General features: G+C 62.9%; 14 protein-coding genes. 5 read left to right on the forward strand and 9 right to left on the reverse strand.

Going from position 1 to position 18,796, the window contains the following annotated elements; all coding sequences use genetic code 11:
* Nucleotides 1–13: 13 nt before the first annotated feature.
* The 6 genes from glgA to ACW4TB_RS16490 all read right to left on the reverse strand — a co-directional run bounded on the left by glgA (nucleotide 14) and on the right by ACW4TB_RS16490 (nucleotide 7,073).
* On the reverse strand, nucleotides 14–1,573 hold the full coding sequence (gene glgA / locus ACW4TB_RS16465; RefSeq protein WP_012313725.1) for a glycogen synthase GlgA: 1,560 nt from the start codon (nucleotides 1,571–1,573) through the stop codon (nucleotides 14–16).
* Nucleotides 1,574–2,107: 534 nt separating this feature from the next.
* On the reverse strand, nucleotides 2,108–2,938 hold the full coding sequence (locus ACW4TB_RS16470; protein ID WP_254467473.1) for an alpha/beta hydrolase: 831 nt from the start codon (nucleotides 2,936–2,938) through the stop codon (nucleotides 2,108–2,110).
* Nucleotides 2,939–2,951: 13 nt separating this feature from the next.
* Nucleotides 2,952–5,279 carry a TonB-dependent siderophore receptor gene (locus ACW4TB_RS16475; RefSeq protein WP_279928473.1) on the reverse strand — a complete coding sequence of 776 codons (2,328 nt, stop codon included), beginning with the start codon at nucleotides 5,277–5,279 and terminating at the stop codon, nucleotides 2,952–2,954.
* A 64-nt stretch (nucleotides 5,280–5,343) separates the two neighbouring features.
* Nucleotides 5,344–6,273, reverse strand: a complete 930-nt coding sequence (locus ACW4TB_RS16480) for a DUF4880 domain-containing protein (RefSeq protein WP_279928475.1) — start codon at nucleotides 6,271–6,273, stop codon at nucleotides 5,344–5,346.
* Nucleotides 6,270–6,779: a sigma-70 family RNA polymerase sigma factor gene (locus ACW4TB_RS16485; RefSeq protein WP_279928477.1), complete on the reverse strand. Its 510-nt coding sequence runs from the start codon at nucleotides 6,777–6,779 to the stop codon at nucleotides 6,270–6,272. The genes ACW4TB_RS16480 and ACW4TB_RS16485 overlap by 4 nt, the downstream gene beginning before the upstream one ends.
* 126 nt (nucleotides 6,780–6,905) lie before the next feature.
* On the reverse strand, nucleotides 6,906–7,073 hold the full coding sequence (locus ACW4TB_RS16490) for a DUF6026 family protein (RefSeq protein WP_012313730.1): 168 nt from the start codon (nucleotides 7,071–7,073) through the stop codon (nucleotides 6,906–6,908).
* A gap of 203 nt (nucleotides 7,074–7,276) precedes the next feature.
* Between ACW4TB_RS16490 and gnd the strand changes: the two genes are divergently transcribed.
* The 4 genes from gnd (at nucleotide 7,277) to ACW4TB_RS16510 (ending at nucleotide 12,347) form a co-directional block, all read left to right on the forward strand.
* A complete protein-coding gene (gene gnd / locus ACW4TB_RS16495) occupies nucleotides 7,277–8,260 on the forward strand; it encodes a phosphogluconate dehydrogenase (NAD(+)-dependent, decarboxylating) (protein WP_012313731.1) in 984 nt (327 codons plus the stop codon).
* Nucleotides 8,257–9,762 (forward strand): glucose-6-phosphate dehydrogenase, encoded by a 1,506-nt coding sequence (gene zwf, locus ACW4TB_RS16500; protein WP_012313732.1) that lies wholly within the window; start codon nucleotides 8,257–8,259, stop codon nucleotides 9,760–9,762. Before gnd ends, zwf begins: the two co-directional genes overlap by 4 nt.
* Before the next feature lie 47 nt (nucleotides 9,763–9,809).
* Nucleotides 9,810–11,606 (forward strand): glycoside hydrolase family 15 protein, encoded by a 1,797-nt coding sequence (locus tag ACW4TB_RS16505; protein WP_279928484.1) that lies wholly within the window; start codon nucleotides 9,810–9,812, stop codon nucleotides 11,604–11,606.
* Between the two features lie 120 nt (nucleotides 11,607–11,726).
* Nucleotides 11,727–12,347, forward strand: coding sequence for a TetR/AcrR family transcriptional regulator (locus tag ACW4TB_RS16510; RefSeq protein ID WP_012313733.1), 621 nt, complete (start codon nucleotides 11,727–11,729; stop codon nucleotides 12,345–12,347).
* A 78-nt stretch (nucleotides 12,348–12,425) separates the two neighbouring features.
* Here ACW4TB_RS16510 and preA read toward each other — a convergent pair whose 3' ends face one another.
* From preA to hydA, 3 genes are all read right to left on the reverse strand, one after another.
* A complete protein-coding gene (gene preA, locus ACW4TB_RS16515; RefSeq protein ID WP_012313734.1) occupies nucleotides 12,426–13,700 on the reverse strand; it encodes an NAD-dependent dihydropyrimidine dehydrogenase subunit PreA in 1,275 nt (424 codons plus the stop codon).
* Nucleotides 13,701–15,068, reverse strand: a complete 1,368-nt coding sequence (locus tag ACW4TB_RS16520) for an NAD(P)-dependent oxidoreductase (RefSeq protein WP_012313735.1) — start codon at nucleotides 15,066–15,068, stop codon at nucleotides 13,701–13,703. It lies immediately after the preceding gene.
* 161 nt (nucleotides 15,069–15,229) lie between these two features.
* Nucleotides 15,230–16,669 (reverse strand): dihydropyrimidinase, encoded by a 1,440-nt coding sequence (hydA, locus tag ACW4TB_RS16525; protein ID WP_012313736.1) that lies wholly within the window; start codon nucleotides 16,667–16,669, stop codon nucleotides 15,230–15,232.
* A gap of 615 nt (nucleotides 16,670–17,284) precedes the next feature.
* On the opposite strand from hydA, the gene ACW4TB_RS16530 reads away from it, so the two are divergent.
* A complete protein-coding gene (locus ACW4TB_RS16530) occupies nucleotides 17,285–18,787 on the forward strand; it encodes an NCS1 family nucleobase:cation symporter-1 (RefSeq protein ID WP_279928492.1) in 1,503 nt (500 codons plus the stop codon).
* The last annotated feature ends 9 nt before the right edge of the window (nucleotides 18,788–18,796 follow it).

Raw genomic sequence — 18,796 nt, forward strand, 5'->3', positions numbered from 1 at the left:
TTCGAATCCCCGCTCAGTAGTGGTTCAACTGTGCCTGTTTGACCAGGTCCTCGTAGAGACGGGCGTAGGGCTCGACCGCCTGGCACCAGTTGAACGGCTGGGTCATCGACAGGCAGCGCATGGCATTGAGCAAGTCCTTCTTGCCGTAGATATAGAAGGCACGGCTCAGCGCCTCGCGGTAGCTATCAGCGGACGATTCGTTGAACAGAAAACCGGTGACGCCGTTCTCGATGGTGTCGGCCAGCCCGCCGGTGTTGCGCGCCACGGGCAACGAGCCAAAACGCTGTGCGTACATCTGGCTCAGCCCACAGGGCTCGTAACGCGAGGGCATCAGCAGAAAATCGCTGCCGGCGAACATGCGCCGTGCATCGGTTTCGTTGAAACCGATACGCACGCCGATACGGCCAGGGTGACGCAGGGCCAGTTCGCGCATGGCCTGCTCTTCTTCAGGCTCGCCACGGCCGATGATCGCGATTTGTCCGCCCTGCTCGACGATGTAGTCGGCCACGGCCAAGGTCAGGTCCAGGCCTTTCTGGAATACCAGGCGTGAGACCACGGCGAACAATGGCCCTTCGCTGGAGTCGAGCTCGAACAGGCGGCGGACTTCTTCAGCATTGCGCGCCTTGCCATCCCAGTCGTTGATGCTGAAGTTGTGCTGCAGATGCTGGTCGGTGGCCGAATCCCAGCTTTCGTCGATGCCGTTGGGGATGCCGCCGAGCAGGCCTTGCTGGGCCTTGCTGGCGAGGAAGCCATCCAGGCCGCAGCCGAATTCTGGTGTGGTGATTTCGCGGGCGTAGGTGGCACTGACGGTGGTGATATGGCTGGAGTAGGCCAGGCCGGCTTTGAGGAAGGACAGCTTGCCGTAGAACTCCATGCCTTCCTGCTGCATTGCATGGTCAGGGATCGCCAGCTCCGGGCTGCAGGCGCGGCTGTACACGCCCTGGTAGGCCAGGTTGTGAATGGTGAACAGGGTCGGGGTGCTCAGCCCGCGCCAGTGCATGTAGGCCGGGGCCAGGCCTGCGGGCCAGTCATGGGCGTGCACCACTTCGGGCTTCCAGTGGATCTTGCCTTCACCGGCCGCGATCTCGGCTGCGGCAAGGCCAAGCCGGGCGAAGCGGATGTGGTTGTCGGGCCAGTCGCGGCCGTTGTTGGCACCATAGGGTGTGCCGTCGCGCTGGTACAGTTCGGGGCAGATCAGCACGTAGATGACCAGGCCGTCAGCCATGTCCATACGGCCGATCTTGCACGGCGGCAGGGCAGCGTGGCCGCCGAGTTCGCCGACGATATGAATGGGGTTGTCGCTTTCCATCACCTGGCTGTAGCCGGGGATCAGCACACGAACATCGTGCAGGTGCGCCAATGCTCGCGGCAGTGCAGCCGAAACGTCGCCCAGGCCGCCGGTCTTGATCAGGTCGGCAATTTCGGAGGTGACGAACAGGATCTTGCGTTTGTTGGGGTTGTGCTGGCGCTGCGCGCCGGGTGCCTTGACTGTCGTGGCGAAATCCGGTGTGAGCGGTTCGCGGTTTTCCGGTTTGAATGAATCTACGTGAGGTTCGACAGCGGCACTGATCATACTTCTCTCCGTCCCTATGGTGTGGCCGAGTGCTGGCACCCGTTTGCTTTATTTCGTGCTGGTTATCTCTGTTTCGTGTGTTCGTAGTGCGGTCCTTGCCCCAAGGTCGTGCGCGCAGGCACGGCGCGATCGGCATTCCCGCCGAAAGCGTTTGGTCTGGAAGGAGTGAGCGGGCTGCAGCGAGGGGTGCCCCATTGCTTTGGCCTACTTAAGTTCCTGACCCGTCGCCTTTTGCAAAAGTTCGACTTTTTTCATGTCGCCTCTTCCCTGAGCAAATCGCGGGCCGAAAGCTGAGTGTAGGAGACCGGAAGTAAAAAGGGTGACCCACTGGTCACTTTCGTTATGACGCGAGTTAGACGCAAACGTTGGCGTGTGTCTTCGCTTTGAGAGGGGGTGTTCCAAGAGAGGGCGCAGGCAAATTTTGGGGGGCCATTTTGTGGCGAAAAAGGGTGCATGCACCGTTATGGTGCGTGGTGGGGCTTACCCATATTGGCCTTCTCGCAGGTCGATCTGCGAAAAGGCCGACACCTGCAGCTAGAACCTGCGGGTACTGATCAACTCATCCAGGACCCGTGTCGGCACCCTGAACGGCACCGACATGTGATCTTCCCCAGCCTCGAGCTGGAAATCACTGCGCAGTCCGTACTGCGAGAGTGCCTCCAGGCGTAATTGCAGGGCCCGGGCATCCTGAATCTCCTGGGGCATCTCGCGGTCACCGATCAACAACGTGAGGCTGCTGTGGGTCAGGTCCAGCTGCCCGGCATGGGCACGCCGCGTGAATGTACGCTCATGGGCCATCAGGTAGCGGTCACGCCACCACAGGCTCGGGCTGATGGCGATCACGTGCTGGAACAGCTGCGGTCGGGTAAACAGTGCATACACGCCGAACATGCCACCGAACGAATGCCCGATGAGGCTGCGCTGGTCCTGATCGACCTTGAAACGGGCATTGACCTTTGGCATCAGGCGTTTTTCGATGAAGTCCAGGAACAGGTCCTGGCCACCTTGGGGTGGTTTGTTGCGCTCGGCAGGTTGCGGTGGCGACAGGTCGAAGGCGCGGCGTTCGAAGTCCAGTGGGGTGTCGCTGGGGTAGCCGATGGCGACCAGTATCGCGCCGCGCAGCCGGTCTTGAGCGCGCTTGGCGGCATGAAACGCCGGGAAGTAGGCGTTACCGTCAAGCAGGTAGATCACCGGGTAGCCGCCGGTCCAGGGCACATCGCCCTCCGGGAGGCTGATCATGATCCGGTATTCGCGGCCCTCGGCACTTTTCATCGACCATTGCTCGGTGCCATCCAGCGCCACTGGCGCGGCGTGGGCCAGGCTGGCAAGCAGCACAGTGCCCAGCCAAATCATTAATGTGCGCATGTTCATCCACCCCTTACCAGCGATAACTCAGACTGGTGACCACGCTGCGCGCTTCACCCCGGTAGCAGTAGCCCTGCTGGCAGTTGATATAGCGTTTGTCGAACAGGTTGCGCGCATTGAGCGCCAGGCGAACGCCATCCAGGCCGCCGCCGAAGTCGTAGTGCACGCCGGCATCGACCAGTGTGTAGCCTTCGTTCTTCACGGTGTTCTGTGCATCGCCGTAGTTGCTGCCGGTGTAGCGGGCACCGCCAGAGACGCCTACGCCCATCGGCAGGCGGTAGTCGAGCCAGACAGAAGCAAGATGGCGGGGAACGTCCAGTGGCTGCTTGCCTTCATTGCCATCGTTGCTTTCAGTCACTTCGGGGTCGTTGAAGCTGTAGCTGGCGGTCATCTTCAGCCGGTCGCTGAGATCGGAAACGGCTTCCAGTTCCAAGCCCTTGGAGACCTGCTCGCCAGTGGCGATACTGTTGATCGGGTTGGCCAGGTCGCGGGTAAGCACGTTCTTCTGGGTCAGGTGGTACAGCGAGGCGGTGAGCATCGTTGCGCTGCCTGGTGGCTGGTACTTCAAGCCCACTTCGTATTGTTCGCCTTCGGTGGGTTTGTAGGCACCGCTGCCACTCTGTGGCTGGAACGAGGTGGCGTAGCTGGCGTAGGGTGCCAGGCCGTTGTCGAACAGGTAGAGCGCGCCGACCGAGCCAGTGGTGGCTGAATCACTGGTCTTGCGGTTGATGCCGCTGAGGTTGTCGCTGCGCCGCACATGCACGAAGTCGCGGCGCAAGCCGGCCGAAAGCCGCCAGCGGTCGAGGTCGATCTGGTCCTGCAGGTACAGGCCGGTGCGTTGCTCCAGGCCATCTTCGTCCGCCAGCGGCGTACCCGGTTTGGCGACAGGTTGGTGGTAGTCGGGCGCGAAGCGGTCGATCGACGGCGCCGGGCCGCTGGCATACAGCAATGAGGTGTCGATCCAGCCGTAGTCCACGCCGGTCAGCAAGGTGTGGTGCAGGGTGCCGGTCGCAAAACGGCTGACCAGGCGCGTATCGGCCGAGACACTCGACATGTCTTCGTACACACCGATGGCATCGCGGTCGAGAATGTGCCCCTCGCGCTCCTGATAAGGTTGCAGGTACTGGTTGGTGGTATCGACCTGGCCGTAACGCAGGTTCTGCTGGAAGCTGAAGGTGTCGTTGAAGATGTGCTCGAATTCGTAGCCAAAGGTCCATTGGCGCTGTTGCAGCTTGTCGAAGTACTCGTCACCCTGCCAGAAATTGCTCAGGTGCTCGCCCTGCTGGTAGAGCATCGGTGAGGCGGCTGTCTCGCGTTCCTGGTATTGCGCCAGCAGGGTCAGGCTGGTGTCTGGGTCGATCTGCCAGGTCAGCGAGGGTGCGATCAGGCGCACGTCGTTGTTCAACTGCTCGATATAGTTTTCGGCATCGCGGTACACACCCACAACGCGGTATAGCAGGTCGCCGGACTCGTTCAGCTTGCCACCCAGGTCGAATTGCCCTTGTTGGTGGTTGTAGTTGCCCGACTGGATCTGCACTTCGTTTTTTGCCTGCAGGCCAGGGCGTTTGCTGACCCGGTTGACCATGCCGCCGGGGCTGATCTGCCCGTACATCACCGACGACGGGCCTTTGAGCACTTCGATGCGCTCCAGGTTGTAGGCTTCGGTCTGGTATAGCGACAACCAGCCGCTGCCGGGTTGGCGCAGGCCATCGAGAAAGTCCGCGCCCATGGTGGTTTCGAAGCCACGGATGCTGATCATGTCGAAACGTGGGTCCAGGCCTGATGCTCCTACCCGTACACCGGCAGTGTAGGCCACGGCATCCTCGACGCGGTCGACCTTGCGGTCGGCGATCTGCTCGGCGGTGACCACGCTGATGCTCTGCGCGGTTTCCAGGATGGGCCGGTCGGTCTTGGTGGCGCTGCTGGCGTTGCTGGCGAAGTAGCCCTCGACGGGCGCGAAGGCGCTTTGCGAGGCGGTTGCGTCGATGCTGATCGGCTCCAGTTGCAAGCTGGCGTCGCCCTGGCTGGGCAGCACCACATAACCGGCGCTGGACTTGTGCAGTTGCAGGCCACTGCCACTGAGCAGTTGGTTTAGCCCGTCTTCCAGCGGGCCACCACCGGCCAGCCCGGGACTGTTCAGGCCGCGCACGGCCTCCGGCGAGAAGGACAGGGTGATCCCGGCACGTTCAGCGAAGGCACTCAGCGCCTGCCCCAGCGGGCCTGCCGGGATGCTCGGCGCGGTCGCTGTGGCGGCCAGCGCACCACCGGCGTGCAGGGCCAACGCAAGGTACACGGCACGTGACAAGGTTCGGGAGCAGCGGGGCGGTCGGGCAGGCAGCATGAAGCGATCCATTCAAGGGGTGATCATCCCTAACCGGATGAGCGCGTGAAGTCCGACAGATTTTTCATGCCTGGGTTGAAATACGTACCCACCAGCGTGTGCGTTGGTCGATACGTACAGGCAGCAAGTGGGCGATGTTGTCCAGCAGTGCCCCCGGCTGGTCGAGGTGGAACACCCCCGACAGGCGCAGGTCGGCCACTGCCGGGTCGCAGCGCAGCCAGCCACGGCGGTAGCGAGCTGCCTCGGCGAGGAAGTCGGCCAGGGGGATGTCGTTGACGATCAGCAGGCCGCGGCTCCAGGCGAACGGATCAAGAACGCCGGCGTCCAGAGACGCCAGTCGCGTGGGGTAGAGGGCGAGGCCGCTGCCAGCCTGCACCCGCTGCCGGCCGGCAGCGGCAGTTACCAGCACTTCACCACGCTCGACGTGCAACTCGCTGTAACCATCGCGCTCGCGCAGCACGGCACGCGCCTGGTGGCCGTCGCAAACGCCCTGCTGGCAGCGCACGCGCCAGTCGGCGCCATCGACCAACATTTCGCCACTGCGCAGGCGGATTTCCCTGCCATGCAGGTCAACGGCGCTGTCCGTGTTCAATTGCAACTGGAGGTCGCCGTTCAGGCGCAACTGCCGCTGTTCGCCAACACCGGTGGTGACGTCACTACGCCACGCGGGGGGCGCAGTGCCGATCAGCAGCGTGGCGCCGCCCGCTGTCAGGCCCAGGCCCAGCAGCTTGAGGGTGCGGCGGCGGCTCAGGTCGATGTCGGCCTGGCGCAGCACAGCGGCCGTGCAAGTGGCATCGGGCAGATGCCCATTGTGAAAGTGCCCGCTGACCTGCTGCATGCGCTGCCAGGCCAGTTCATGCCGTGTATCACAAAGCCGCCAGGCATTGAACTGGCTGAACACCTCGACATTGCCCGGGCTGGCCCGCAAGCGCATCTGCCACTCGATGGCCGTACGCACGATGGCTTCAGGCAGCCGCTCTGGCGCGGCGGTCACTCGAAGCACAGCCGGTAGCAGTGCAGCAGCGCGTTGGCCACGTGGCGCTCTACCGTGCGGCTGGAAACCCCTAGCCGTTCGGCTATTTGCGCATGGGTCAGGCCACCCAGCTGGTATAGCAGGAAGGCGTCGCGCACGGTGGGTTTGAGGCCATCGAGCATTTGCGCGATGCGCTCGAGGCACTGCATGGCCTCGTGGCGCAGGTGCGGGGAGGGGTAGCTGGCCTCGGGCAACTGCGCCAAGGTTTGCAGGTAGGCGCGCTGCAGTGCGTCGCGCCGCCAATGGTCGACCACAAGGCCGCGGGCGATGCGTACCAGCAGAGCGCGGGGCGCCTGGGTACTGATCGGCTGGTTGCGCACCAACAGGCGTACGAACGTGTCCTGGGCCAGGTCTGCGGCCTGCTGCGAGCAGCCCAGGGAACGCTTCAGCCAGCTGTGCAGCCAGCCGCGCTGGGCGTCATACAGGACCTCAAGCGGAATGATCGCATCCGTTTCATGCACTGCCATGCAACGCCCCGGCCAGGTGAAAGGAGAAAGCGCGCACGATAAACGCGAATCGTTCCCAATTCAAACTTTTTTCTGTGGGGCCAGCAGTGTGGGAGCGTTAACGCCCCCACCAGGGGAGAGAATGAATCAGAGGCTTACAGATTCATCGCCGGAGCGCGCCCGCTCCAGTTGCATGTGCAACTGAGCGACTTGCTGGCGCAGCTGATCGCGTTCGTCCTTCAATTTACGCAGCTCATCACGGCGCACGGAGACATAGAGGGTCTGGGTTGGAGTGGCAGGCATCAAGGTACCCATGTAAACACCTCGCGGTTTTGGCTGGTGACAATCAAAGCGTAGTCGCTTCACGCGGCGGCATTCTGAATTCTTTCACTGCTCATTGGAACTTTTTTGTTTAACGTTGTCTCGCCGTTCGTCGCTGAACCCTCGGGCGGTGTGCTGGACTAATCTGAAACGCTGGACTGTGTTGTCATTCATTTTTTCAAGGGGAGCATCGGCTCATGCAACTGGGAATCGTCGGGCTGGGCCGCATGGGCGGCAATATTGCAAGGCGGCTGATGCGCGCCGGGCACCGCACGGTCGTGCACGACCGTAACCGTGATGCAGTCGTCGGGCTGGAGGGCGAGGGCGCCCAAGGTGCTCATGACCTTGGTGCACTCGTGCAGAAGCTCAAGGCACCGCGGGCGGTATGGGTAATGCTGCCGGCGGGCGAACCTACCGAGCAGACCATCGCGCAACTGGCCGAACTGTTGGAGCCGGGCGATGCGATCATCGACGGTGGCAACACTTTCTATAAGGACGACATGCGACGCGCCGCCGAACTGGCCAAGCGAGGGCTGCATTACCTGGACGTCGGTACGTCTGGCGGTGTGTGGGGCCTGGACCGTGGCTACTGCATGATGATCGGCGGTGAGAAAGACGTGTTCGAGCGCCTGGAGCCTTTGTTCAAGGCGCTGGCGCCGGGCGTTGGCGACATTCCGCGGACCCAGGGGCGCGAAGGTGAGCACGACCGCGCAGAACATGGCTACATCCATGCAGGCCCGCCCGGCGCCGGGCACTACGTGAAGATGGTGCACAACGGCATCGAATACGGGTTGATGCAGGCGTACGCTGAAGGCTTTGACCTGCTGCGCAGCAAAGGCGGCGATGAGCTACCGGAAGAACAGCGCTTCGACCTGAACGTCGCCGAAATCGCCGAGGTCTGGCGCCGTGGCAGCGTGGTCACCTCCTGGCTGCTCGACCTCACCGCCGATGCCCTGGTGGCCGACCCGAACCTGGCGCAGTTCAGCGGCTCGGTGTCGGACAGTGGCGAAGGCCGCTGGACGATCGACGCAGCAGTCGAGCAGGCCGTGCCGGTACCGGTGCTGTCAAGCGCGCTGTTCGCCCGGTTCCGCTCACGCCAGCAGCAAGGCACCTACGGCGACAAGGTCCTCTCGGCCATGCGCCTGGGCTTCGGTGGCCACGTCGAGAAGAAAGGCCAATGACCGAACAGACCACTCCTGCAGCTGGCCCTTGTACCTTGTTCCTGTTCGGTGCCAACGGTGACCTGGTCAAGCGCCTGCTGATGCCGGCGCTGTACAACCTGGGCCGGGATGGCCTGCTCGACCGCAACCTGCGCATCGTTGGTGTGGACCATAATGCCGCCACTGCCGAGGAGTTCGCCGAGCGTCTGCATGCGTTCATGCGTGAACGCGACAAGGGCGGCGAGGGCGCTGCCAAGTGCCTGGACGAAAAACTTTGGGCGCGCCTGGCCAAGCGCCTGGACTACCAGACCGGCGACTTCCTGGACCCGGCCACCTATACCGCGCTGGCCAAGCGCATCGACAAGACCAGCCATGGCAACGCCATTTTCTACCTGGCCACCTCGCCACGCTTTTTCCCCGAGGTTGCCCAGCGCCTGGGTGATGCCGGCTTGCTCGACGAGTCTGGTGGTGGCTACCGCCGGGTCGTGGTGGAAAAACCCTTCGGCACCGACCTGGCCAGTGCCGAGGCGCTCAATGCCTGCCTGCTCAAAGTGATGAGCGAGCGGCAGATCTACCGCATCGATCATTATCTGGGCAAGGAGACGGTGCAGAACATCCTGGTCAGCCGTTTTTCCAATGGCTTGTTCGAGTCGTTCTGGAACAACCACTACATCGACCATGTGCAGATCACGGCCGCCGAAACGGTGGGCGTCGAGACTCGCGGTGGGTTCTATGACCACACCGGTGCCTTGCGCGACATGGTGCCCAACCACCTGTTCCAGTTGCTGGCGATGGTTGCCATGGAGCCGCCTGCAGCTTTTGGCGCAGATGCCGTGCGCGGCGAAAAAGCCAAGGTGATCGGCGCTATCCGTCCCTGGTCGACGAAGATGGCACTGAAGAACTCCGTGCGCGGCCAGTACACCGCGGGCAAGCAGGGCCGCAAGCGCCTGGCCGGGTATCGCCAGGAAGACAGGGTGGCGGCCGACAGCCAGACCGAAACCTACGTGGCCTTGAAGGTGATGATCGACAACTGGCGCTGGGCTGGCGTGCCGTTCTACCTGCGAACCGGCAAACGCATGAGCGTGCGCGATACCGAGATTGCCATCTGCTTCAAGCCTGCGCCTTATGCTCAGTTTCGCGAATCCGAGCTGGAGCGGCCCAAGCCCAATTACCTGAAGATCCAGATCCAGCCCAACGAAGGCATGTGGTTCGACCTGCAAGCCAAGCGCCCGGGCCCGGAACTGGTGATGGAAAACGTCGAGCTGGGGTTCGCCTACAAGGATTTCTTCAAGATGACCCCGGCCACGGGGTACGAGACCTTGATCTACGACTGCCTGACCGGCGACCAGACCTTGTTCCAGCGTGCCGACAACATCGAGAACGGCTGGCGTGCGGTGCAGCCGTTTCTGGATGCCTGGGCGCAGGACGGCGAGGTGCATGAGTACCCGGCGGGCGAGGATGGGCCAGAGGCTGGCAATGAGTTGCTGACCCGTGACAAGCGCGAGTGGCACCGGTTGGGATGATCGCACGGCCCACTGTGTGGGCCAGACAGTTGCATTAAGGAGATCCAATGCCTGCCCACATCGAAGACTATGCGCTGCTCGGCAACTGCCGCAGTGCCGCCCTGGTCAGCCGTGACGGTTCCATCGACTGGCTGTGCCTGCCACGCTTCGATGCCCCGGCCGTGTTCGCGGCGCTGCTGGGCAATGAAGAAAACGGTCGCTGGCGCCTGGCCCCCAGCGACTCCATCGAGCATGTCAGCCGGCGCTACCAGCAAGATACCATGGTGCTGGAAACCACCTGGGTGACTGCCAGTGGCCGCGCCCGTGTGCTGGACTTCATGCCGCTGGACGACATCAATTCGGTCGTGCGCATCGTCGACGGCATTGCCGGCGAAACCAACTTTGAAATGGACCTGGTGATGCGCTTCGACTACGGCCGCAGCGTACCCTGGGTGGAAAAGCTCGACCCCCTGACCCTGAGCGCCGTCGCCGGTCCCGACCGGCTGATCCTGTGCAGCACGGTGGCCTCGCACGCCCGCGACCACCACACTGTCGCGCGCTTTCGGGTGTGCGCCGGTGAGCGCCAGGTGTTCAGCCTGCGGCATCAACCTTCGCACCTGCCGGTACAACCCGACTGCGATATCGAACATGCCCTGGAGCACACCGTCAGCCAGTGGCAGGCCTTTGCCGCCCGCTGCCCGGACGTCGGCCCCTACAGCGCGAGCGTGCGCCGTTCATTGCTCACCCTCAAGGCCATGACGTATGCCCCTACCGGTGGCATCGTTGCGGCCGTCACCACCTCGCTGCCCGAAAGCATCGGCCATGAGCGCAACTGGGACTATCGCTTCTGCTGGCTGCGCGATGCCACCATGACCCTGCTGGCGTTCATGAACCTGGGGTACTTCGACGAAGCGCAGGCCTGGCGTGAGTGGCTGCTGCGTTCGGTGGCCGGCAACCCGGAGCAGATGCAGATCATGTACGGCCTGGCGGGCGAGCGAGACCTGCAGGAATACACCCTGCCGTGGCTGGCCGGGTATGAGCACTCGCAGCCGGTGCGGGTGGGCAACGCTGCCGCTCAGCAGAGGCAACTGGACATCTACGGCGAGGTCGCCGACGCCATGGCCCAGGCGATAAAGGGCGGATTGCCCAGGCACCCACGCAGTGCGGCGATTTCCCGCCTGATCATGCCCTACCTGGAGCGCATCTGGCGTGAGCCGGACGAAGGCATCTGGGAGGTGCGTGGTGGCAGGCAGCACTTCGTGCATTCCAAGGTCATGGCCTGGGTCGCATTCGACCGCGCGGCGGGGTTGGCTGAGACCACCGAGGAGGGCAGTGAGCGCGGGCAGTATTACCGGCAGGTGGCAGATGAGATCCGCCGTGAGGTGTGTGAGCAGGGGCTCGATGCCAAAGGCCTGCATTTCGTCCAGGCCTATGGCTCGAGCGAAATGGACGCCAGCCTGCTGCAGATCGCCCTCACCGGGTTCCTGCCGGCCCAGGATGAGCGATTTCTGCGCACGCTCGAACAGATCGAGCAGCGCCTGCTGAAAAACGGCTTACTGATGCGCTATGACAGTGACCGCTGCAGTGACGGCCTGACGCCGGGTGAAGGGACTTTCCTGGTGTGTTCCTTCTGGTTGGCCGATGTGTATGTGCTGTTGGGGCGCCAGGGTGAGGCGCAGGCGCTGTACGAGAAGCTGACCGGGCTGTGCAATGACGTGGGCCTGCTGGCCGAGCAGTACGACCCGGCAGGCAAGCGCATGCTGGGCAACTTCCCCCAGGCGTTCAGCCACATCGGCATCATCAACACGGCGTTGAACCTGCACCGGGCGCAGTGCCCGGCAAGGGATCGGGCCCAGTGTGGTTGAAGGGCATGGCTACTCGTATTCAGCGAAATGACCGGAGTAGACTAGTGCCAAGAGCAATCGACAAGGAATACGCATGAGCGTTCGTCGCCATAGGCTGGCAGTCAGGGCATCGCAATTCTGATGGCCAACCACAAGATCGAAATTCGCCGTCGCAATATCGAGAAAATCCTCGTGGCCGCAGAAAAGGTGTTCGCCGAGAAAGGCTACGGCGCAACGTCCATGGGTGATATCGCCGAACAGGCCGAGCTGCCGCGCTCCAACCTGCATTACTATTTCAGCACCAAGGATGAGCTGTTTCGCGCGGTGCTGCAGGACCTGCTGGATGTGTGGAAACAGGATGCGCTGTGCTTCGAGAACTTCGACGACCCGCGAGTGGTGCTGACCAGCTACATTCGCGCCAAGATGGGCCATTCGCGCTCACGCCCGCTGGGCTCGAAGATCTGGGCCGAAGAGATGCTGCATGGCGCGCCGCTGCTTGGGGTGAGCCTGGATGACAGCCTGGTGCCCTGGGCGAAGCTGAAGGTAGACAAGATTCGCCGCTGGGTGGAGGAGGGGCGCATCCTCCCGGTGGAGCCTTCGGCGCTGCTGTACATGATCTGGGCTTCGACCCAGCACTATGCCGACTTCGGTTACCAGGTGGCTGTGCTCAATGGCGGTGAGCCGTTGTCGGACTTGGCGTTCGAGAGTGCGGTACAGACGGTGACGAGTGTGATCCTGCGCGGTATCGGCCTGGAGCCTTGATGAGTGCATCGCGGTTTCGTGTAGGAGCGGCCTTGTGTCGCGAAAGGGCCGCAAAGCGGCCCCAGCGATTCCCAGGCGTCAGCTCGCTTCGCGGTAGGGGTTGCGCGGGTCCTGCGTCCAGTTCAGGTATGGCTTGCCGGTATCCTGCGCCACCATGTCGATGCAGTTTTCCACCGGGCAGGTGATCTGGCACAGGTTGCAGCCCACACATTCGTCTTCGATCACGCTATAGGCATGGGTCCCGTCAGCCTTCAGCGTACTGGCAATGGCCTGGTGCGATGTGTCCTCACAGGCGATGTGGCAGCGCCCGCAACCGATGCAGGCATCCTGGTCGATGTGCGCCACCGATTTGTAGTTGATGTCCAGGTACTTCCAGTCGGTGGTGTGCGCCACGGCCTGGCCGCGGAATGCTTCGAGGTTCTGGTGCCCGTGCTGGTCCATCCAGCGCGCCAAACCGTCCTGCATGTCCTCGACAATACGAAAACCGTGCAGCATCGCCGCAGTGCACACCTGCACCGCGCCACTGCCCAAGGCAATGAACTCGGCCGCGTCACGCCAGTTGCCGATACCCCCGATGCCACAGATCGGTAGCCCGCGCGTTTGTGGGTCGCGGGCAATCTCGGCGACCATGTTCAGGGCGATGGGTTTGACCGCCGAGCCGCAGTAGCCGCCGTGGGTGCTCTGATCACCGACGATCGGGTGGGCAACCATACGGTCCAGGTCGACGCTGGTGATGGAGTTGATGGTGTTGATCAGCGACACGGCATCGGCGCCACCGCGATGAGCCGCACGCGCCGACTGGCGGATGTCGGTGATGTTGGGCGTGAGCTTGACGATCACCGGCAACGCGCAGTGCGTCTTGCACCAGCGGGTGACCATTTCCACGTACTCCGGCACCTGGCCGACCGCCGCGCCCATGCCGCGCTCGGGCATGCCATGCGGGCAGCCGAAGTTCAGTTCGATCCCGTCGGCGCCGGTGGCTTCCACCAGCGGCAGGATGAATTTCCATGATTCTTCGATGCACGGCACCATCAGCGAGACGATCAGCGCACGGTCTGGCCAATCTTTCTTCACCTGGGTGATTTCACGCAGGTTGATTTCCAGCGAGCGGTCGGTAATCAGCTCGATATTGTTGATGCCCTGCACCAGCCGATTGGCGCCGTAATGCGCCGAGTAGCGCGACGACACGTTGACCGCTGCCGGGTCCTCGCCCAAGGTCTTCCAGACCACGCCGCCCCAGCCGGCCTCGAAGGCGCGTACTACGTTGTAGGCCTTGTCGGTTGGTGGTGCAGAGGCCAGCCAGAAGGGGTTGGGTGCCTTGATGCCGGCGAATACGATAGACAAGTCGGCCATTTATGCAGCCTCCACATTGAGCATGAGTTGGGCATGGATGGCTTCGGCGGCCAGCTTGCCGTGTTGCACGGCCTGGACGGTAAGGTCCTGGCCCAGGGCGGTGCAGTCACCACCGGCGTAGACGCCCGGCAGGCTGGTGCGCATGCCCTCGTCGACGCGAATGCGCTCGCCGTCGCGGGCCAGTTGCGCCGCTAGCGGGTCGTTGAGGCTTTGTTCGTCGAAGCGTTGGCCGATGGCTTTGAAGATGGCGTCGGCGGCCAGCTCGAAGGTCTCACCGGTGTCGCGCAGGCGGCCATCAGCCAATTCGGTGCGGGCGAAGCGCATGCCCCGCACGCGGTTGTCGTCGTCCAGCAGTACGGCGTCGGGGCGGGCCCAGGTGTGCAGGCGCACTTGATTGGCCTTGGCGATGTCTTGCTCGTGGCCGGTTGCGCCCATGTCGGCGTAGCCGCGGCGGTATACCAGGTTGACATCGCGGGCACCCAGGCGGCTCATCTGTACCGCCATGTCGATAGCGGTGTTGCCGGCTCCGATCACCAGGCAACGCTCTGCCAGTGGCAGTTGCGAAAGATCATCCGCCTGGCGTAGCTCACGGATGTAGTCGGTGGCGGCGAGCATGCCGGGCGCCTCTTCGCCAGGCAGGCCGAGCTGGCGTATGGCGTTCAGGCCAAGGCCGAGGAATACCGCGTCGTACTGATCGCGCAGCTCTGTCAGGTTCAGGTTGTCGCCCAAGCGTTGGCCGTGGCGCATTTCGATGCCGCCGATACCGAGCAGGAATTCCACTTCGCGCTGGGCATAGTCGTCCACCAGCTTGTAGCGGGCGATGCCGTACTCGTTCAGGCCGCCGGCCTTGTCGCAGGCCTCGAACACCACTACCTCGTGGCCATGCATGGCCAGGCGATGTGCGCAGGACAGCCCGGCGGGGCCCGCGCCGACCACGGCAATACGCTTGCCGGTGGCTGGCGAGCGTTTGAACGGGTGCTCTGTGAACCCTGCATTGTCCAGGGCATAGCGCTGCAGCTGGCCGATCAATACCGGTGCGCATTCCTGGGCGTTGTTGCGCACGCAGGCCTGCTGGCAAAGAATCTCGGTGGGGCACACGCGGGCGCAGCTGCCGCCCAGGATGTTGGCCGAAAGGATGCGCTCGGCGGCACCTTGCAGGTTTTCGTCGCTGATGCGGTGAATGAACGAGGGAATGTCGATCTCGCTGGGGCATGCATTGACACAGGGTGCGTCGTAGCAATACAGGCAGCGAGCGCTTTCCACCGCTGCCTGGCGGGCGGTGAGGGGCGGCGCGAGGTCGCTGAATTGCTCGGCCAACTGGTCGGCGCCGGCCCGGGGGCGCGGCAAGTGGTTCAGGGCATCGATCACGGTTGTAGCCTCTCTTTTTTTATCGGGCTTGAGGTGGGGGCACCATGCGCCCCGATCGCCGGCAAGCCGGCTCCCACAGGTACAGTGATGTCCCTGGGAGCGATGCTTCCCCTGTAGGAGCTGGCTTGCCGGCGATGGGCTGCGCAGCAGCCCCAACAGCTTCAGCGCTGGACGGGTATCGGGCGCTGCTGCTCGGCGCGGCGGCCCAGTACCTCGTACACCGAGGGGTACGCCGGGCGCTCCACGTAACGCCCCGCGCCAGGTTCGGCACGCAGGTCGCCATCGGCCCAGACCACGCGGCCCTGGCTGATGGTGTGGCTGGGAATGCCGCGCACGGTGCGGCCTTCGAAGATGTTGAAGTCAACACGCTGGTGGTGGGTTTGCGCGGAGATGGTGCGCGTGCCCTGTGGGTCCCACAGCACCAGGTCGGCATCGGCGCCGACGCGGATGGCGCCCTTGCGCGGGAACAGGTTGAAGATCTTCGCGGTGTTGGTGGAGGTCAGCGCGACGAATTCATGCATCGACAGCCGCCCATTGTTGACGCCAGCGTCCCACAACACCGCCATACGGTCTTCGATGCCGGCAGTGCCGTTGGGGATGCGGCTGAAGTCGTTGCGGCCCATGGCTTTCTGCTCGGCGCAGAAGCAGCAGTGGTCGGTGGCGGTGGTGTGCAGGTTGCCCGACTGCAGGCCGCGCCACAGGGCTTCTTGATGCTCGCGCGGGCGGAAGGGAGGGCTCATCACATACCCGGCGGCGGTGGCCCAGTCCGGGTCACGGTAGACGCTGTCGTCGATCAGCAGGTGCCCGGGCAGCACTTCACCGTAGACCGGTTGGCCCTTGGCCCGTGCATAGGTGATTTCGTCCAGCGCTTCACGGCTGGAGATGTGTACCACGTACAACGGCGTACCGATGGTTTCGGCGATGCGGATGGCGCGGCTGGCCGCCTCGCCTTCGACTTGCGAGGGGCGCGACAACGGGTGCGCCTCGGGGCCTGTCAGCCCTTGGGCGAGCAGTTTTTGCTGCAGGTGGTAGACCAGCTCGCCGTTCTCGGCGTGCACGGTGGGTACCGCGCCCAGTTGCAGGCAGCGCTCGAAGCTGGCGACCAGGGTGTCGTCGGCCGCCATGATCGCATTCTTGTAGGCCATGAAGTGCTTGAAGCTGTTCACGCCATGTTGGGTGACCAGCTCGCCCATTTCTTCGGCGACCTGCTCACTCCACCAGGTGATGGCAACGTGAAAGCCGTAATCGGACGCACTCTTTTGTGCCCAGCCACGCCAGGTGTGAAAGGCCTCCAGCAGCGACTGCTGAGGGTTGGGGATGACGAAGTCGATGATCGAAGTGGTGCCGCCGGCCAGCCCTGCGGCAGTGCCGCTGAAGAAGTCCTCGCTGGCCACTGTGCCCATGAAGGGCAGCTGCATGTGGGTGTGCGGGTCGATGCCGCCGGGCATCAGGTACTGCCCGCTACCGTCGAGGATCTCGCAGTCGGTAGGGGCTTGGAGGTCTTTGCCAATGGCGCTGATCTTGCCATCGACACACAGGACATCAGCGGGGTAGCTCTCGTCGTGGGTGACCACGGTGGCGCCACGGATCAACAGGGACATGCCGTCTTCCTCGCAGGCTGACCGGTCTGTGCCGGTTCTTCAATTGTTATGCGCCAGTGGCTGGAGGATGAATTTCAATCCTGTCAGACCTGACAAGAATGGAATTTAGATGCTCATTGTGGATTGTTCAAGAAAATAATTTATGAGCTTATAACGTCTATAAGTAATTGTTTTTTAAAGATTAATTTCAATAATCACCAAAATGGTGAGGCCTTTCACCATTTTGACGCACTTGACAAGAAGCCAAATTGGTCAAGATTTTCCATGCAAAATCAGCTGCTTGAAACCTGGCTGGGAGGCGCAGGGAGCGCCACTGAAAAAACAGGCTGCACCAGTTTGAAACCTGATGCAGAAGCCAGGGCCGGCCCATGGCGCTGAAAGCGGCAGGCGATGGAAGACCGTGCCATCGCCTCAAGCGGATTAATGCCTTGCAGATCAGTTGATTACCTGTGGTCGGCGGCGGCCGGCCGGGTAGGCGAAGGCCGGCCCGGCACGTATTTTGAGTACGGCCACAACCGCCAGGCCGGACCGCAGGAGCAGTACTGGTGGTGTATGTACTCCGGCCATCGCGTTAGCCCGATGAGCAGACAATTAGAAAAATCTGGAGAAGGCCCCATGCAACAGAGCAGATCGCAAGTGATCGAGCAGGATGGCCTGTTCGAGCTGTCCGCAGGCAGTGACGTGCTCAACAGCCCGCGCTACAACCACGACATCGCCCCCACAAAAGTGCACCAGCGCACCTGGAACAAATGGCACATCACCGCATTGTGGGTGGGCATGTCCATCTGCGTGCCTACCTACACCCTGGGCGGCGTGCTCACGGCCTACTTTGGCCTCAGTGTGGGCGAGGCGCTGCTGGCGATCCTGCTGGCCAACCTCATCGTGCTGATCCCGCTCACCCTCAACGCCTTCCCAGGCACCAAGTACGGCATTCCCTTCCCTGTGTTGCTGCGTTCATCGTTCGGTATCTTCGGCTCCAACGTGCCGTGCCTGATACGCGCGGTGGTTGCCTGTGGCTGGTTCGGTATCCAGACGATGTTCGGCGGCTTGGCCATTCACCTGTTCCTGGGCTCGATCTTCGATGGCTGGAAAGCGCTGGGTGGCACGGGCGAAGTGATCGGCTTCATGGTGTTCTGGGCCCTTAACCTGTGGGTGGTGTTGCGCGGCGCAGAATCTATCAAATGGCTCGAAACCTTGTCGGCGCCGCTGTTGGTGGCAGTCGGCTTTGGCCTGTTGTTCTGGGCGTTGCCGCACATGTCGATGACCGAGCTGCTGGCCCAGCCACCCAAGCGCCCGGAAGGGGCGAGCGTAGTGAGTTATTTCTGCGCCGGGCTGACTGCGATGGTCGGCTTCTGGGCCACGCTGTCACTGAACATTCCGGATTTCAGCCGCTACGCCAAGAGCCAGAAAGACCAGATTCTCGGGCAGATCTTCGGCCTGCCACTGACCATGTTCCTGTTCGCCTCCCTGGGGGTGGTGATGACCGCCGCCTCGGCGTCGCTGGTAGGTGAAACGGTGTCCGACCCGGTGAGCCTGATCGGCAAGATCCAGAGCCCGGGCTGGGTGGCACTGGCCATGGCGTTGATCGTCATCGCCACGCTGTCGACCAACACTGCGGCCAACATCGTTTCGCCGACCAACGACTTCCAGAACATTGCCCCGCGCCTGATCGGGCGCAGCCGCGCCGTGTGGCTGACAGGCTTCATCGGCCTGGCGCTGATGAGCCACGAGCTGCTGAAAAAACTCGGCTGGATCGTTTCCGACATCAGCCTGGAGAGCGTCTATTCCAACTGGCTGCTGGGGTACTCCAGCCTGCTTGGGCCGATTGCCGGGATCATGGTGGTGGACTACTTCCTGATCCGTCGGCAGAAGCTGGATCTGGCCGGCCTGTACCGTGATGACATCTATCCGGCCTGGAACTGGGCAGGGTTTGCCGCCTTTGCGCTGCCTGTGGCACTGACCGTGATGGCCATTGGTAACAGCAGTTTCAGCTGGTTCTACGACTATGGCTGGTTCACCGGGTCGCTGCTTGGCGGGGTGCTGTACTACGCCCTGGGCGGCTTGGCGGTGCGTGGGCCAGTGCAGCCTGTGATCAATGCAGACAACAAAAACGCCTGAGGAGGCCTG

Source organism: Lelliottia jeotgali (assembly GCF_977070485.1).

Coding starts and splice junctions, on each gene's coding strand:
- glgA (WP_012313725.1), bottom strand. CDS start 1,573: ATGATCAGTGCCGCTGTCGAACCTCACGTAGATTCATTCAAACCGGAA.
- ACW4TB_RS16470 (WP_254467473.1), bottom strand. CDS start 2,938: ATGCGCACATTAATGATTTGGCTGGGCACTGTGCTGCTTGCCAGCCTG.
- ACW4TB_RS16475 (WP_279928473.1), bottom strand. CDS start 5,279: ATGCTGCCTGCCCGACCGCCCCGCTGCTCCCGAACCTTGTCACGTGCC.
- ACW4TB_RS16485 (WP_279928477.1), bottom strand. CDS start 6,779: ATGGCAGTGCATGAAACGGATGCGATCATTCCGCTTGAGGTCCTGTAT.
- ACW4TB_RS16490 (WP_012313730.1), bottom strand. CDS start 7,073: ATGGGTACCTTGATGCCTGCCACTCCAACCCAGACCCTCTATGTCTCC.
- gnd (WP_012313731.1), top strand. CDS start 7,277: ATGCAACTGGGAATCGTCGGGCTGGGCCGCATGGGCGGCAATATTGCA.
- zwf (WP_012313732.1), top strand. CDS start 8,257: ATGACCGAACAGACCACTCCTGCAGCTGGCCCTTGTACCTTGTTCCTG.
- ACW4TB_RS16505 (WP_279928484.1), top strand. CDS start 9,810: ATGCCTGCCCACATCGAAGACTATGCGCTGCTCGGCAACTGCCGCAGT.
- ACW4TB_RS16510 (WP_012313733.1), top strand. CDS start 11,727: ATGGCCAACCACAAGATCGAAATTCGCCGTCGCAATATCGAGAAAATC.
- preA (WP_012313734.1), bottom strand. CDS start 13,700: ATGGCCGACTTGTCTATCGTATTCGCCGGCATCAAGGCACCCAACCCC.
- hydA (WP_012313736.1), bottom strand. CDS start 16,669: ATGTCCCTGTTGATCCGTGGCGCCACCGTGGTCACCCACGACGAGAGC.
- ACW4TB_RS16530 (WP_279928492.1), top strand. CDS start 17,285: ATGCAACAGAGCAGATCGCAAGTGATCGAGCAGGATGGCCTGTTCGAG.